General features: G+C 35.7%; 10 protein-coding genes, 1 riboswitch and 1 other annotated feature (1 of these 12 cut by a window edge). Of the genes, 7 read left to right on the forward strand and 3 right to left on the reverse strand.

Translation table 11 applies throughout. The features are described from left to right. Nucleotides 1-117, forward strand: a binding site (T-box leader) (it extends 153 nt beyond the left edge of the window). Nucleotides 118-288: 171 nt separating this feature from the next. Continuing rightward, complete coding sequence (locus BLS22_RS03780) at nt 289-1,638, forward strand: sodium-dependent transporter (RefSeq protein ID WP_090550516.1); 1,350 nt, start codon at nt 289-291, stop codon at nt 1,636-1,638. A gap of 151 nt (nt 1,639-1,789) precedes the next feature. Here the strand turns inward: BLS22_RS03780 and BLS22_RS03785 are convergent, their stop codons facing one another. From BLS22_RS03785 to BLS22_RS03795, 3 genes are all read right to left on the reverse strand, one after another. Then, a complete protein-coding gene (locus BLS22_RS03785; protein ID WP_090550519.1) occupies nt 1,790-2,662 on the reverse strand; it encodes an MBL fold metallo-hydrolase in 873 nt (290 codons plus the stop codon). 51 nt (nt 2,663-2,713) lie between these two features. Next, the gene (gene nhaC / locus BLS22_RS03790; RefSeq protein ID WP_244269451.1) at nt 2,714-4,132 is read right to left on the reverse strand and encodes a Na+/H+ antiporter NhaC; all 1,419 of its coding nucleotides are present in this window, start codon (nt 4,130-4,132) and stop codon (nt 2,714-2,716) included. Between the two features lie 436 nt (nt 4,133-4,568). Continuing rightward, nucleotides 4,569-5,939, reverse strand: a complete 1,371-nt coding sequence (locus BLS22_RS03795) for an alanine/glycine:cation symporter family protein (protein ID WP_090550525.1) — start codon at nt 5,937-5,939, stop codon at nt 4,569-4,571. Nucleotides 5,940-6,191: 252 nt separating this feature from the next. After that, nucleotides 6,192-6,282: riboswitch (glycine riboswitch) on the reverse strand. 227 nt (nt 6,283-6,509) lie between these two features. On the opposite strand from BLS22_RS03795, the gene BLS22_RS03800 reads away from it, so the two are divergent. The 6 genes from BLS22_RS03800 (at nt 6,510) to BLS22_RS03825 (ending at nt 16,985) form a co-directional block, all read left to right on the forward strand. Next, nucleotides 6,510-7,904: a L,D-transpeptidase family protein gene (locus BLS22_RS03800; protein WP_090550527.1), complete on the forward strand. Its 1,395-nt coding sequence runs from the start codon at nt 6,510-6,512 to the stop codon at nt 7,902-7,904. Between the two features lie 327 nt (nt 7,905-8,231). Beyond that, nucleotides 8,232-9,668 (forward strand): response regulator transcription factor, encoded by a 1,437-nt coding sequence (locus tag BLS22_RS03805; RefSeq protein ID WP_090550530.1) that lies wholly within the window; start codon nt 8,232-8,234, stop codon nt 9,666-9,668. Nucleotides 9,669-9,970: 302 nt separating this feature from the next. Then, nucleotides 9,971-10,552, forward strand: coding sequence for a LemA family protein (locus BLS22_RS03810; RefSeq protein ID WP_090550535.1), 582 nt, complete (start codon nt 9,971-9,973; stop codon nt 10,550-10,552). Nucleotides 10,553-10,568: 16 nt separating this feature from the next. After that, nucleotides 10,569-14,966, forward strand: a complete 4,398-nt coding sequence (locus BLS22_RS03815) for an S-layer homology domain-containing protein (protein ID WP_176762043.1) — start codon at nt 10,569-10,571, stop codon at nt 14,964-14,966. A gap of 198 nt (nt 14,967-15,164) precedes the next feature. Then, entirely contained in the window at nt 15,165-15,989 is an 825-nt protein-coding gene (locus tag BLS22_RS03820) for an REP-associated tyrosine transposase (RefSeq protein WP_244269452.1), read from the forward strand. Nucleotides 15,990-16,007: 18 nt separating this feature from the next. After that, nucleotides 16,008-16,985 carry an MBL fold metallo-hydrolase gene (locus BLS22_RS03825; protein ID WP_090550541.1) on the forward strand — a complete coding sequence of 326 codons (978 nt, stop codon included), beginning with the start codon at nt 16,008-16,010 and terminating at the stop codon, nt 16,983-16,985. Nucleotides 16,986-17,121: the final 136 nt, after the last annotated feature.

A 17,121-nucleotide genomic window follows, 5' to 3' on the forward strand; every position in this document is an offset into this window, starting at 1 on the left:
TATGGCTAGAATTCAAGCAAAGGTAGTTTATAAATCCTTTACTTTGATTTGAAAATGAGACAGTTGTATTAACTGTGAAATAAGGTGGTACCATGAAAATAATCCTTCATCCTTATAAATATTACACATATTTGTAGGTATGGGGGATTTTTATATACAATTTTATAAAGGAGGTTAAGAAAATAATTTTAAATTTAGGCATAGAAGGTATGCAAGTGCCCATTGGAATATTTAAATTATTCATAACAATTAAAAGACTTTAAATATGACGACAAAAGGAGATGTATTATGAAAAGAGATAATTTTGGTTCAAAATTAGGCGTATTAGCAGCAGCAGCAGGCTCGGCCATAGGCTTAGGAAACATATGGAAATTTCCTTATGTTGCAGGTCAAAATGGAGGAGCGGCATTTATATTAGTATATTTACTTTGTGTAGCTATAGTAGGGATACCTGTAATGGTTTCAGAATTTGCTTTAGGAAGAAAAACCCAAGCAAATGCAGCAGGGGTCTTTAAAAAGTTAAAACCAAATAGTAAATGGAGTATCACAGGATATTTAGGAATATTTACTGCCTTTATTATATTGTCTTATTATGCAGTTATTGCTGGATGGATATTTGCCTATATAGCTAGATCAGCTACAGGCAAATTAGCCAACATTGCACCTGACCAAATAGGTGTATATTTTGAAAGTATTATAGGAAGCAACATTGAACCAGTGTTTTGGAGTTTATTTGTTATTGTGTTGACAGGATTTATAGTAATGTCTGGAATCAAAGAGGGTATAGAAAAATATAGTAAAATTCTTATGCCTATATTACTAGGTATTCTTGTAGTGTTAATGTTTAGATCATTAACATTAGAAGGTGCTTCAAAGGGATTGGAATTTTTATTTAAACCGGATTTTTCTCAATTGACTACTAAGGGAGTATTAGAAGCCCTTGGACATTCATTTTTCTCCCTTAGTCTTGGTATGGCAATTATAATTACTTATGGAAGTTATGTAAAAAAGGATGAAAATATTGCTTCTCTATCCCTACAGGTAATTCTTGTAGATACGTTGATTGCAATTATGGCAGGTATTGTTATATTCCCAGCTGTATTTGCATATGGCTTTGAACCCCAAGCAGGACCTACACTTATATTTATAACATTGCCTGCTGTATTTCAGGAAATGCCATTTGGAGCTTTATTTGAGACCCTATTCTTTATGTTGATTGGAATTGCAGCTATTACTTCAACTATATCCCTATTAGAGGTTTCAGTTGCTTTTGTTACAGAGGAATTTAAGCTTAGCAGAAAAAAAACCACTGTCATTCTTTCAAGTATACTTTTTCTATTATCAATACCAAGTGCTCTATCATTTGGTGCACTTAGTGGCGTAACGGTATTTGGCAAAACATTTTTTGATTTATTTGATTTCATTACCTCCAACATATTCTTGCCATTAGGTGGATTGTTAGTATGCTTATTTGCTGCTTGGGTGTGGGGAGCAAAGAATGTTGCTAAAGAAGTAACCAGCAATGGTATATTTGAATTTAAATGGGAAAAGTTATATTCCTTTACCCTTAAATATATAGCACCTATTGCTATTCTACTGATTTTTCTTTACTCAATAGGTATCGTTAAATTAAATTAATAATTTTCATGATACCTTATAATGAAGCAAAAATATCAAATAGTTTTAGAAAACTCAAAAATTAAAGAATCAGGTGGAGAGTTGACTCCACCTGATTCTATTTACATAAATAATTCAGTTATCAAAAGATATTATTATAGTGTTGACTCTATTAAAAAATATCAAGATCCTTTGCTGAAATCACTTCACCATCAAATTTTTGTTTGATTTCCATAATCATTTCCTGCTCTCTTTCTGCGATGGACAACATCTCTCCAGATTCATTTTCTCCTACCATAAATAACTGATGATACAGTACTAATAGTTCTGGATTAACCTGAGATGCTATTTCACCTAATTCAACACTTGATGTGTGGACTGTTGTGTGGTAGTTATACCATTTTGGCGTTCTACTATTGATGCCAGTAGCTGAATAAACCTCATGAACAAGAATATTACATCCCTTTGCATGTTTTATTAAATTCTCACAGGGAGTTGTATCCCCGGAAACAACTACGACTTTATCTGGAGTAATGAACTTATAGCCATAGGCTTCAAATGGGGGATGGTTCACCCTAAAAGCTTCTACTATTACCTTTTCATCTGAATAGATAATCCCTTCAAAGACTTCTTCTACATCAACTTTAATCCCAGTTTCATTAGCTTTTTCTCCACCGTATCTACGTGCATCGATGTCTACTTTATAGGCTTCCAAAAGATGATTTGTCATTTGTTTAATACCTTTAGGACCAAATACCTTTAAAGGCTCTTCTCTTTCAAGTACCCAAGGTGTTAAAATCAAATCACTATATCCAGCTGTATGATCTGAATGAAGATGAGTTAAGAAAGCTCTTTTAAGATTTTTTGCTTCTAGGGCTTTAATACCTTTTCTATTAGCCTTCTCAGCTTGTCTTACTACACCAGGTCCAAAATCAACAAGATAAGAGTTTTCACCTACAACTATTGCAACACAAGGTCCTGATCTTTCTGGTACTGGGTTAGGTGTTCCAGTTCCTAATAGTACTACTTTTGTTTGGTTTTCCATTTCAAATTCCTCCTATAGCTATCATTATTTTTCATTATAAAAATTAACTTATTAATTAGTTTGAAGTTGACCTTTGCTATCTTCCTCATCAAGAGATACCATACTAATTCCTGCAAATCCATAGAATAGAATGATTACAATAATAGCAAAAGGAAAAAACAGGTAAGGAATAAATTCAATAGGTTCCACCCCCAGTATATTTTTAGCAAATATGCAGGGAACACTCCAAGGAACAAGATTTATACAAATTGTTCCGATGGATTGAGCAGTTCTAGCTAAATTTTTTGGATGTAGATTTCTTTTTTTGTATTCCTTTGTAAACATTCTGGCTGGCAAAACGATAGCAAGTAATTGAGCCCCAGTAGCAAAACCCACCGCCAAACCACTTAAAACTGTTACTAATATTAATTCTCCATTTGTTTTTACCTTTTTCATGATAAAGTCAAGAATAGAATCTAAGGCTCCGATTTTTTCTAATATTCCCCCTAAAGATGTTGCGATAGTAAGAAGTATGACAACCTCACCCATAGAAGTTATCCCACCTCTAGTCAATAAATTGTCAACTATGCTTACTTCTGTTTGACTCTTAAAACCAGATGTCACGCTTTTAAGTACAGTAGCAATATCTGCTCCTTGAAAAACTATGGCTGCCAAACCACCTAACAAAGCAATGATTACAAGGGAAGGTATTGCTGGATATTGTTTTATAGATAAAAATATAGTAATAATAGGTATTAAAAGTAACAAAGGAGTAATGGTAAATGATGATTGAAGTCCACTTAAAATGGTTTCAATGGTTCCTAAATCCATTACAGCTTGGGATGCAAATTTTAACCCTACAAAATAATATCCAACAACGGCTATAACAAAAGCCGGTATTCCTGTGAACATCAAATACTTAATAACATCAAATAATTGACAACCAGCCATTGCTGAAGATAAGTTGGTTGTATCGGAAAGGGGTGATATACTATCTCCAAAGTAAGCTCCTGAAATAATGGCACCAGCTAGTAATGGTGCAGGGAAACCCATCCCTAAACCTGTAACCATCAAGGATAAACCAATTGTTGCTATGGATGTAAAGGATGTTCCTGTGGCAGTAGCAATCATGGCAGTTACAATGGCTACTGCTGGAATAAAAATTTGAGGACTAATCATTTTTAAACTATAGTATATAAGGGTTGGTATCACTCCTCCTGCAATCCAAGATCCAATAATAGCTCCTACAACAAGCATAATAAACAACGCTGGCAAAGCTCTTGAGACACCTTGAACCAAACTAGATTGAAGTTCTTCCCACCCATAGCCCATATACATACCTAGTATAACTGCTACAGTTATACTTCCTATGATGGGGGTGACCATACCTACCTTCCATTTCATTACCGACATTAACCCCAAGAACATTACAGTGATAATGGGTAAAAATGCTTGCCAAACCTTTATTGCCTTCTTTTCTTTCATCTTCATCTCCTCAACCTTCTTTTATTTTTAAAATTTATTTAATAAAAACAAAAAACCACGCAGAATGTGTATCTACCTGGTTTAAAAGCTTCTTATTAAAAATAAAACCACGTAGCGACAGTCTACGTGGTTTTGTGCATTACTAATATTACCATCATAGACGCAAACCGTATATTAAAATACTTGGCTGGTTTGCATCTATGATTTTTTTCATTTCAGCAAACCCTATCTATAATAGTAATAATAATTTGTATTTGTATTTGTTTTATCGATTATGATTATCATAACAAGGTCCCCCTAGTAAATGTTATTTTGTATTTTATCATAGCCATTAAAGAAATACAAGTTACTTTTATCTAAAAAAATTAAATTTTTCCTAAATTACCTAAATAGATGGGCTTGAGGTTTTGAAAAAGAATTAAACAAAACAATAATTAACTAATTAGTTATGCTGATGTTCAGAAATGTCATTATGGTTGAAGTTTTCCTCGTAGTCCTTAGTGGTATTGACTACAAAGGAGAACAGTCCTAACAAAGCTATTAAGTTAGGAATAACCATTAAACCATTGAAGGTATCAGCCAGTTCCCATACGATTTCCACCCGCATTGCAGTACCCATAATAATAAATAATAGTACTAGAATTCTATAAAATTTAATTCCTTTTTTACCAAAAAGAAATTTAATATTTGATTCTCCAAAGTAATACCAACCTATAATAGTAGACAAGGCAAAGAAGAATAAACATATGGCTACAAAGGTACTTCCAAATCCACCAAAGCCCCTAATAAAGCCTTCTTGAGTTAATTGTGCCCCTATAAGACCTGAGGAAAAGGCACCTGTTGTCAAAATAACTAGAGCAGTTAATGTACATACAATTCCTGTATCAATCACTACACCCATGATAGCAACTAATCCCTGTTGAGCCGGATGCTTAACCTTTGCTACAGCATGGGCATGGGGAGTAGAACCCATCCCCGCCTCGTTGGAGAAAAGACCCCTAGCGATACCATAACGGAAGGCTTCCTTTACAGAGGCACCAATGATTCCACCAGTGGCAGCCATAGGATTGAAGGCACCATAAATAATCATTTTAAAGGCAGGTAAAATTTGATTGTAATTAATGAAAACAATTACCAAGCTACCTAAAACATATAATCCCGCCATTATAGGTACAATCTTTTCTGTAAAGGAGGCAATTCTACTAATTCCTCCAATGACAATTAGACCTACTAAACCTGCTACAACAATCCCAGTAACTACTTTAGGAATATTAAAAGCAACATGGACTGCTTCAGAAATAGAGTTGGATTGAACCATATTCCCCATAAATCCTAAGGCTAATACAATAGCAACAGCAAAAAATCCTGCTAGAAATTTACTTCCTAGTCCCTTTTTAATATAGTAGGCTGGACCACCTGTTATTTCTCCATCCACCCTTTCTGTATGCAATTGAGCTAGTACTGCTTCTGCAAAGATAGTTCCCATTCCTAAGAAGCCACTTATCCACATCCAGAAAATAGCACCGGGTCCTCCTGCAGCAATGGCTGTGGCAACCCCTGCTAGGTTTCCAGTACCCACTTGGGCGGCGATGGCTGTGGTTAGGGCTTGGAATGAGGACATTCCATCTTCATCTGCTTTATCTATTTTCTTAAAGATGCCTCCGAAGGTTTCCCTCCAGATATACTTAAATTTTCTAATTTGTATAAAACGTAGCTTAAGGGTAAATAGAAGACCTGTACCCAATAAGAAGAACAACATAATAGGACCCCATAAAATACTGTTGATTTTAGATATGATTGTTATTAAGTTCATGTGATAACCTCCGTAATAATTATTTTGTCTGATAATCTCAAATAAATTTCAAATATAATGTAGCATTGTAGTCATACTAATAGATCCTTTGATTCCTCACCTCTCCCCTTAAGAATAATAGATATTTGGAGACATTCAAAAAAAGAAAAGAGACTAAAGAATAAACTTAGTCTCTGGAAATCAAGATTTTTCAAGTAGCAAAATTAGCCTGTTAACAAAAAAACGTCAACAGCAATAGTATTATGACTACATGATAAATCCCCTGTCCTTTTACCTGAGAGTTTCACCTGAAAATCAGGCTTTCCCCTTCGGTGCTCGTTTGAGTCTCTCCAGAGGTTCGTCCAATAACGGTCTATATAAAATCCTATATATTCCATTATCTTCATCCGATATTTATAAAATTGTGTTTTATGAATAATCATAATTTTAACATGAATCCCTATTAGAAATCAAGCTTAACTTTAAAAGGGATTTAAACTATAACCTATAATGTGGAAAGTACATAATAGTGAAATTATTTGAACAAAATATATAGTAAAGTAAATAATAAAACTTAGATTGGGGATGTTTATGTATAGAAAAATTATTCTAATATTAATGCTGGCAATAATGATTACAATGTCAAGCTGTGGACAACGAAGAAATGTTCCCCCTGATGGGGAACCCCCTCAAGGACAGCAACCAGGTTCCTCAGCAGAGGAACCCAAGGAGGACAAACTAGCCAAATCCGACAGGGAAGCTGTGGAGGAGAATATAAATGGTTTCAACATTGAAGATGACTTGAGGATTACCCAAATCACACAGGGTAAGGAAGAAAACAGAGTATCTTACCTTAGTCAGCAACAGAAAATGAAGCTATTAAACAATATCGGCTCCAAAAACATGAATACTGTATTAGAGGAATATAACACTATTCTTCCTGAAGGAATCAATGATGCAGTACAGTATTTTGAGTATGATATGGCCTTTGACTATTTTCTTATAACAGCAGAGGAGGGTGCTAAAATCCGAGAAAATCCAATTCCAGATGCCACTGTTGTTACTCAGGTGGCGAACCTGGATAAGGTGTCATTACTCCAGAGGGTTGAAGGTGAGGCGTTGGAGGATTCCGCCATATGGTATAGGGTAGCACTTAAAGATAATAATGAAATAAAAGAGGGTTATCTCCATGCAACAGTAGGTACCCCTAGGAATTTTCGTTTTGAAAGGATGCAGGATGCTGTAAATCAACTAAGGCAACAATTGGCCGATGGGGAGTTACACTTTATCAGTAACTATAAATTTCAAAATGGTGCACCTCCTCAAAAGGGGGATGTGGCAGTAGATGAGTATGGCTATCGGTTTTACCACAGTGCCCCTGCATATGAAGAGGCAGATACAAATAGTAATTTTCGATATATACCCGATGGTATATTGGTACGGATATTAGATGAAACCGATGATTTTTATCATGTCAACGTTCCGACTTTTGAGGGAGATTTTTACGTACCTAAGCAGTACATTGATCCAAATGTCACATTAAGTCAGTTAAACCATGTGGTTGTAGTAGACAGAAATCACCAAAACCAAGCTTCCTTTGAGCTTGATGAAAACGGTCTTAACCTCGTCTCCTATACCCTGGCTACTACTGGTATTGCAGGAGATTTCTCCTTTGAGACTACTTTAGGGAGCTACAAGGCTATTCAAAAAAGAGAACGCTTTGAATACTTGAAAAGTGGTACACAGGATATTACAGGTTATGCACCCTTTGCTATACGATTTACAGGGGGAGCCTACATCCACGGGGTTCCAGTGGCATATGAGGAAGAGGATGGAGAGAAGGTTGATCCTGGGACGATAGAATATCTACACACCATCGGTACATTCCCTCGCTCCAATATGTGTGTTCGGAATTTCACCAGTCATGCAGAATTCCTTTATAACTGGATAGATAATGAAAGCGGTGCTGTTATAGTGATAGAATGATGATAATAGGGATGAAGCTGTAAGTAAAAATCATTTTGCGTGTAAATATCAATACACTATCAAAGCAAGGGCTTAAACAGCACATGAAGTAATATGAGATTTGATTTAATGATAGGAAAGACTCCTTTTGAATTAAGTTTCCTCTTAATTTGTAAAGAGAACCCCTAAATATATAGGTTTTAAGTACTAGACAACAAAAGAAGAGTACTATAAAATATAGCTAGAAAGTTAGTTATATATCCTTGATTTTGTTTCTTATGAATAATATTTAAAATAAGAATGAAGTACGATATTTTATGATTTATCTATAGATTTTGGGGGACTATTATGAGTACATTATTAGAAAAGCTGGAAAAAGATCAGCGAAAGCTATCTATCATAAGCTTTTCTTTATTTGCAGGATGGTTATTGTCTCTACCCTTTGAGGGGCAGATTCTCTACAGCCTTATGGAAAATGCAGATAAAGACGGAGCATTACATAATACCATAGCCATGATGACTCACTTTGTAGGCCTGAGTATCACCGGGCTTTTCATCAAAAAACAAGTTGCAGCAAAACTGGCTATGATTACCTCCGCCATAGTATGTCTATTAGGAAGCTTAATTTTCTTTTTACCTGTTTCAATATTATGGTATATATCCCTTGGTGCTATATCATTTTTTGCCGGTATATTTGTAGCCAGTTGGGGTTTCTACTTTAAGGTATATTCCCAAAGTCAGGAACGATTTAAAACAGCGGCAGATGTTTTAATTTTCTCCAACATATTGATGATTTTTATTAATGGAATTGCAGTAAATATTTCAGCATTTATTGGTCTTGTCATAGCTATGCTAATTCTTATGGGTGGGACCCTTCTAACCTTTAGATTAGAAGACTTTTCTGAAGAAATCTCTTGTAGTAAAATAAATTTAGAAAAAACTTCGGAGAAGATACCCAATAGCTTAAGACCTCTAGTGACCTTATGTTTATTTATTTTAGTTATTACAATTAACTCAGGATTGATGTACAGAGTGGTGATTCCTGCCTTTGCTCATCACCAACTGCTGACCAGCTATTACTGGGCAATACCATATATTGTAGCGCTATTCTTCCTTAGAAATGCAAAAGATCAAGTCAACCGAGGTTATATACTATACATTGCCCTTGCCATGATAGGACTTTCCTATGTCTCGTTTATGTGGCTGGATAGGTCCATCACAAGCTATTTTATTATCAACACCCTTATGTTGGCTGCTTTTGGTGTATTTGACTTGTTTTGGTGGAGTATCTTAGGAGAATTTTTTGACTATAGTCAGAACCCTGTACAGGTATTAGGAATTGGTTTATCCATGAATGTACTGGGAATTACTATTGGAGGTATTGTGGGAAACAATTTGATGTATTATGAAGGGCTTTATTATAAAGCTACTCTTGTTGCCTTAACCATTGTTTTTGTCATCATCACACTACTACCTATATTACATATGCAACTTACACGATTTCTCAAAAGTCATGTATTTCTTTTTAAGTTTGCAAACATGAAGGAAAATCAGCAACAGATAGCCATGGCATCCTTTAGAGAAAAAAAGCAACTTACTGATAGGGAAACAGAGATCATAGAGTTGTTACTTAAGGGATACACCTATAAGGGTATAGCAGAAAATCTTTGTATAAGTGAAAACACAATGAAATATCATGTGAAAAATATATATCAAAAACTAAGTATTAACAGTAAAATGGAATTGATTAAAATTTTTTCTGAAGAAGAAAAGACATTCGCTTAAATGCCTGAAGGTGCAAGCCTTTGGGCTTTTGATTTTTTGAAGATAATAGACACCTACCCTTTTTGGGTAGGATCTTTTTTTATAAAAACTACCCCTTTTGTGTGATTTTAAATCTATGTTATAGAGCTATAATAGTGAGGAAATCTAAAATTATATTTGTTATAAGAGGGGGGGTAAAAATTATGAAGGAATTATGAAACACTAAAATTTTGTTATACATCCTTTTAAAAAATTCCTAATGATAAATAACAGTCCTAATTTTTTAAAAGGAGAAAAAAGCTATAAAACAAGGTGGTTAGACTATGTACCAAGCCATTATAGGTCTACTGTTTATTAGCATCATTGTAACTACTGGCTGGCTTTTATACTTTTATAACAAAATTCTCAACAAAAGAACAGAGGTAGAGAACAGCTGGAAAAGGATTTATTTACAATTGATTTATTTACAACTAAAAATCAGGGCTGATTTAATACTGGACTATGTAGAGACAATTTCCACTGGTGATAGCCTTGAGAAAGAGATGATTAATGGAATTATGAAGGCACAGCACAACTTTATTAACGCTGTAACAACAGATGAGGTGATGAAATTCTCCCTAGAGATTAGTAGGGCTTTAGAAATACTGTTAGATAAAAGCAACAAATATCGCCAGCATAAAGCTGATGAAGACTTTATCCAACAGTATAATCAACTGAAGGACCTAAATGAAAAGGCACGAGAATACTATAGAGTGTATGAGCATAAGGTACTGAACTACAACACTTATCTAACCGTATTTCCCAATAATATCACCAGTATAATATTAGGAATAAAACCGTTGCCTTGTTTTTCATGGAAGATCCTAGATATACAAAAGGATTCAAGCTATAGAAGTAAAATATAAAATGGGGAGGAAAAAAATGAAACAAAAAATTCAATGGAGAAAAAAAGTAGCCTTCATGGTCAGTTTGATATTGTTGATCACTATGGTACCGATTTTGACCTTTGGGGAAGCCAATGATATAGGAGGTCATTGGGCCGGTGGTGTCATTGCTAAATGGATAGAGAAAGGCTTAGCTAAGGGCTATCCCGATGGCAGCTTTCGACCCAACAATTCTATAACTCGAGCAGAGTTTATTGCATTAACCAACAAAGTCTTTGGTTTTACTGAAGAGGCCATCATATCCTTCAAGGATGTAAAGGAAGAAAATTGGTTTGCTCCAGCCATAAAGCAGGCCATTGCTGCTGGGTACATTAGTGGATATCCTGACGGCACTATAAGGCCGCACAATCCAATAAGCCGTCAAGAAGTAGCCATCATCATTGGTAAGGTTAAAAATCTAGAGGAAAGGCAACATGCAGCCAATATATTCAGTGATTCACAAAAAATTTCAAGCTGGAGTAAAGGCTTTGTAGGGGCGGTACTAGAAAAAGGATTTATAGGGGGTTATCCAGATGGAAGCTTCAAACCAACTACATCTATAACCCGGGCTGAGGCTTTGGTAGTATTGAACAATGTAATGATAGTTGGAGAAGAGACCATTGAAGAATTTATAGGTGTTTTTGACAAAGTAGGTATTTATGGTGATAAAACAATCATTGAGACCTTAGAAGGCGATATTTACATTAAGTCTGAAGACGTTACCTTGCAGAATATGGTCATCAAGGGGGATCTCATTATTGCAGAAGAAGTAGGAGAAGGAGAAGTATATCTCAACAATATTACTGTAGAAGGGGACACCTATATTCGTGGTGGTGGCATTGATAGTATCTACATCAATGACGGCAGCTATAGAAGAATTATCATACAGAAGGCAGGAAAGGGAATTCGAGTTGTAGCCATTGGAGGAAGAATTTCTAACTTAATGGTATATCCAGAAACAGAAGGTAACGAAGTTATTTTCAAGGGGAGTTATGAAGAAATTACCGTCCTAGCAGATGACATCATCCTCATCACTCAAGAAGATACCATCATTAAAAAGCTAACTGTGGGAAAGGAAACCAAGAATGCTACTGTTACTACCTCTAAAGAAACAATCATTGACGAGCTGATAATAGACAGTCCTGCAAATTTTAACAATGAAGGTAGAATCAAAAAAGCCATAGGAACAGCAGTAAAGGGAGCAATCTTTGATGTCAATCAACCAGAGAATTTTATCATCTCTTCTGGAGGTGGCGGGGGAGGATCCAGCACGCCAGTAATAATTGAGGTAAGTGCTATTACTGCTACACCACCAGCAGGTAAAGTAGCTATTGGAACAAAAGTTACTTTAGACACAGCAACTGAAGGTGCAACAATCTATTATACATTGGATGGAAGCATACCAACAACCAGTAGCAATCAATATAGTGACCCTATTACCATAAACTCAACCACAACAATTAAAGCCATTGGCGTTAAGAGTGGCATGAATAATAGTTCAGTTGAAACATTTTCTTATACAGTAGAGGAACCAGCAAAACCAGAGATGACAGTATCCCCAGCACAGGTTACTGTAGATAGTAATTTTAATCAAACCTTTATACTATCAATAGCAAATGATACTGTTACAGAAACTGTTTATTCAGAACATATCTCACTAAGGGAAGTATTTTCAGGATTGACCTTAAGTAACGTTGTTAGAAAGGATAATACTACAGTAACTGTAGCAGTATATGGCAATCTAAAAGGTGCGGGAACAGGAACAATTATCTTAGATGCAGATGCTCTAGTGAATAGTGAAAGTAAATTGACAGTAAATGTGACCGTGGTTGAAGGTACAGTAGTTCCTGTTAATGCTATTACTGTGACAGGAGCAGGAGATGCAACAACAATTACCACAGATGCCGGTACACTGCAGATGAGTGCTGCTGTATCTCCCAATAATGCTACAAACAAGAATGTAATATGGTCAGTAACATTAGGAACGGGTGTAGCAACAATTAACTCAAATGGATTGCTGACAGCAATTGAAAACGGTACAGTTACCGTAGTATCAACAGCTCAGGATGGATCTGGGGCTACAGGAGAGTTAAAAATAACTATTTCAAACCAAACAGACAAAAATGTGTTAGCAACAGAGATTACAGTAGCCGATGTCAATAAAGGAACAGTATCCGTCAGCGTAGATGGTTCAGATATACTAATCACAGAACAGTGGGTAACAGCAACGAATATGAGTGCTTATGAAACAGCCATAGGAACAGCCCAAGGAGTCTATAACGATAACGATGCAACACAAGCAGAGGTAGATGCAGCAGTAACGGCATTACAAGCTGCAACGGTTACATTTAACGGAGCAAAAACAGCTGGAACCCTAAAAGCTACACCAGTAGTAAAAACAGCAGTCACCGCAACAGCAGTTAATGCAGGAGGCACATTAGAAAATTCAACGTTAGCAGGAGCTTTTAAAGATCCAAACACAGATGCAAATGTTCTAGGCTGTTTATCATGGAATAATACAGCCACAGTAGTGAATGAAACAGGAAACTTCGAATGGACCTTTACACCGACCAATACGGCAGACTACAACACCGTAACAGGAAGTGTAGAAGTAGTGGCAATTGCAGACAAGAGCGTGTTGGCAACAGAGATTACAGTAGCCAATGTCAATAAAGGAACAGTATCCGTCAGCGTAGATGGTTCAGATATACTAATCACAGAACAGTGGGTAACAGCAACGAATATGAGTGCTTATGAAACAGCCATAGGAACAGCCCAAGGAGTCTATAACGATAACGATGCAACACAAGCAGAGGTAGATGCAGCAGTAACGGCATTACAAGCTGCAACGGTTACATTTAACGGAGCAAAAACAGCTGGAACCCTAAAAGCTACACCAGTAGTAAAAACAGCAGTCACCGCAACAGCAGTTAATGCAGGAGGCACATTAGAAAATTCAACGTTAGCAGGAGCTTTTAAAGATCCAAACACAGATGCAAATGTTCTAGGCTCTTTATCATGGAATAATACAGCCACAGTAGTGAATGAAACAGGAAACTTCGAATGGACCTTTACACCGACCAATACGGCAGACTACAACACCGTAACAGGAAGTGTAGAAGTAGTGGCAATTGCAGACAAGAGCGTGTTGGCAACAGAGATTACAGTAGCCAATGTCAATAAAGGAACAGTATCCGTCAGCGTAGATGGTTCAGATATACTAATCACAGAACAGTGGGTAACAGCAACGAATATGAGTGCTTATGAAACAGCCATAGGAACAGCCCAAGGAGTTTATAACGATAACGATGCAACACAAGCAGAGGTAGATGTAGCAGTAACAACCTTGGCAGCAGCCACAAGTACGTTTAACAGTGCAAAAGCTGCAGGAACACTCACTATAGCACCACAAGGACTCTTACTTGATGCAGAAGCAGGTACAGACTTTACAGGTGTTCTTTACACAAGAGATGGAAATATCTACTACAATCAACAGGATAGTGAAGGTATCTGGGGATCAGAAGCGTTGATTGGAGTAGGTGGAGAAGGTAGGCTTGCCATTGATGGATCGGCCAAACCTCATGTAGCGTATGTGACAAAAGCTCCCAGCGGATATGATGCTATTGGCTATAGGAAGTTTGACGGAACTGGATGGACAGTAGAAGAGCTAATCGAGTCGAATGGAAGTGCTAACTGTTCAAAGCCCGATATTGCAGTGGATAGTCAAGGATTTTCCCATATCACTTACACCGATAGAAGAGGTAATAGTGCGAACTATGATGACATAATGTATGCAACAAATGTGAGTGGTAGTTTTGTAAAAACACTTATTGGTGAAGGTTATTATGGAAGCTTTTTTAGTGGGAGTTGGGACTGGAACTATTTTACGAAAGGATCCTACATTACTATTGACAATAATGACCAATATTATATCATGACACATGAGAGACAGGGGAATAGGAATAGTTGGGGCGATACTTACAATAATTACAGAATATGGGTTAATTCTAATAACATCTCGGGCAACAACTCCTCAGACGACCGTGAAATATATAGCATATTAACAAATAATGGTAAGCTTTATGCTCTGTATAGAGCGGGAACCGTTAAAGTTACCGAACTAACAGTATCTGATGGTAGCATCACAAGCGCCAATGATAGAGTTGTCACAGATATTACAACTGCATTTTCACATGATGTATCGGGTAATAATATAGTCATCGGAAGCAAAGACGGCAATAATTTAAGAGTCCACTATAATGAAAATCCAACGACTTATAATCAAATCGAAGTCGCAGGTAATGCCGTATCCATCGTAAACCTTGGTGGAATATTCTATGCTTTCTACACAGACAATGAGGACGATAGCATAAAGAGATTAGAAATAACAGAATAGATAAATAAACTAATCAACTCCCAGCAAACCTTGGGAGCCATGAAGCTCTTAAGGGGCTGGGGGTTGTTTTTTTGTAGTTTCCAACAATGCAAGACAAGCAAGACGAGGGGACGTTTCGGTTGTCTCTGAAGCAAGACGAGGGGACGTTTCGGTTGTCTCTGTAATGTCAATGTGTTATTCTATAATAGGGTGATATTTATGGCAAGACAAGCAAGACAAAAAAGTAGTACAGGTATTTATCATATTATGCTAAGAGGAATAGATGGAAGAAATATTTTCTTAGATGATGAGGATAAAACAGTGTTTATAGAGAAATTATTGAAAGCAAAAGAAAAAGCAAAATTCAAAGTATACGCTTATTGTTTAATGGATAATCATGTACACTTACTTATAGAAGAAAATGAAGAAATAGGAAAAAGTATAAAACGTATAACAGTGGGATATGTTCAATGGCATAATAATAAGTATGGGAGAACAGGACATCTATTTCAAAATAGATATAATAGTGAAGTCATTGAAACGGAAAATTATTTTATAACAGTTCTTAGATATATTCATCAAAATCCTGTAAAAGCTAAGATGGTAAATAAGATGGAGGATTATTTGTGGAGCAGTTACAACCAATATAGTGCGTCTTATCAAAATAAAAGTAACTATATAAGTACTGAAATAGTTAATGAATATTTCACAAAACAGGATACTTTTGAAAAATATATGAATCAAACAAATCAGGATGAATGTTTAGAATACAGACCAGTAAAAAAATACACAGATGAAGAATTAAGAAAAAAAATAATCAAAGAATTTAAATTAAATATAAGTGAAGTAGGAGACTTAACACCACAAGAAAGGGATAGGATGATAAAAACTATATACTGCAACATGAGAGTGAGTATAAGACAGTTAGTCAGGATACTAGGATTAGGGAAAAGTATAATAGAAAAAGCAATAAAAAATGAAACTAGAACAATGAGCAACGAGACAATCGAAACGTCCCCGTGTCATACGGGTCTAATCCATTAACAAGAAAGGTTTGATAATATGATTGAAGAAGTATACGAAAAAATTTATCGAAGTGAAATTCCTCTCCCTCAAAGTCCTCTAAAGGCTTTAAATAGTTATATTATTAAGGGGAAAGAAAAAGCAGTTATTGTAGATACAGGATTTAATCGTGAAGAATGTAAAGAAGCTTTTTATGAAAATCTAATGAGATTAAATGTTGACATCAAAAAAACAGAAGTAGTTATTACCCATCTTCATGCCGATCATTCAGGTCTTGCCCATGAATTGTATCAACAAGGTGCAAAAATTTTTATGAGTAGGGGAGATGGACATGCTACAAAAAGATTAACAGATGAAGAAAACTGGATAGAGATGAAAAAACAGTTAAGGAGCTTTGGCCTGAAGATTGAAGAAGATTTTTTAGATACTCACCCAGGCAAAGTTTATGCTCCTTCAGGGGAATTTGAGTTTACTACCCTTAAAGACGGGGATAAGATATTGGTAGATGAGTATAGCTTTGAAGTAATATCTGTTCCGGGCCATACCCCAGATATGATTAACTTATATGAGCCTAAGCATGGGATTTATTTTTCCGGGGATCATGTTTTAGATCCCATTACCCCTAATATAGGCTTTTGGGGATTTGAATATCCTGTAATACTTAATCAATATTTTAATAGTTTAAAGAAAATTTATGATTTCAACATTCAACTTATGCTTCCCTCCCATAGGACACTGATTAAGGATCATCAAAGGAGAATTGATGAGCTTTTAGCACATCATGAGGATAGACTACAGGAAATTGAAAATATACTAAGTAAAAATGCCACAGAAATGACCGTAGAAGACGTGGCTAGGGAGATGAAGTGGAAAATTAGAGCCAAGGATTGGGATGACTTCCCACCACCACAAAAATCCTTTGCTGCTGGAGAAGCCATGAGTCATTTAGAGTATCTTGTCTATCAGAAAAGAATTACTATGAATAAACACAATGGTCTATTATACTTTAGTATTTAAATTGAATTAGAAATTAACATCTAAAAATAAAAAAGTTTTTACGATAAATTTAGGGGAGCATATCATTGTGGTATGCTCTTTTAAATTTTTATCTAACTAAAACTTTATAAAGAAATTACATTAGATTTATTTTTAA

The organism is Natronincola ferrireducens, from assembly GCF_900100845.1.
Lineage (GTDB): Bacteria > Bacillota > Clostridia > Peptostreptococcales > Natronincolaceae > Natronincola_B > Natronincola_B ferrireducens.

Bases quoted from the DNA above. Each gene is read 5' to 3' on its own strand.
- BLS22_RS03780 (WP_090550516.1), top strand. From the start codon at position 289: ATGAAAAGAGATAATTTTGGTTCAAAATTAGGCGTATTAGCAGCAGCA.
- BLS22_RS03785 (WP_090550519.1), bottom strand. From the start codon at position 2,662: ATGGAAAACCAAACAAAAGTAGTACTATTAGGAACTGGAACACCTAAC.
- nhaC (WP_244269451.1), bottom strand. From the start codon at position 4,132: ATGAAGATGAAAGAAAAGAAGGCAATAAAGGTTTGGCAAGCATTTTTA.
- BLS22_RS03795 (WP_090550525.1), bottom strand. From the start codon at position 5,939: ATGAACTTAATAACAATCATATCTAAAATCAACAGTATTTTATGGGGT.
- BLS22_RS03800 (WP_090550527.1), top strand. From the start codon at position 6,510: ATGTATAGAAAAATTATTCTAATATTAATGCTGGCAATAATGATTACA.
- BLS22_RS03805 (WP_090550530.1), top strand. From the start codon at position 8,232: ATGAGTACATTATTAGAAAAGCTGGAAAAAGATCAGCGAAAGCTATCT.
- BLS22_RS03810 (WP_090550535.1), top strand. From the start codon at position 9,971: ATGTACCAAGCCATTATAGGTCTACTGTTTATTAGCATCATTGTAACT.
- BLS22_RS03815 (WP_176762043.1), top strand. From the start codon at position 10,569: ATGAAACAAAAAATTCAATGGAGAAAAAAAGTAGCCTTCATGGTCAGT.
- BLS22_RS03820 (WP_244269452.1), top strand. From the start codon at position 15,165: ATGGCAAGACAAGCAAGACAAAAAAGTAGTACAGGTATTTATCATATT.
- BLS22_RS03825 (WP_090550541.1), top strand. From the start codon at position 16,008: ATGATTGAAGAAGTATACGAAAAAATTTATCGAAGTGAAATTCCTCTC.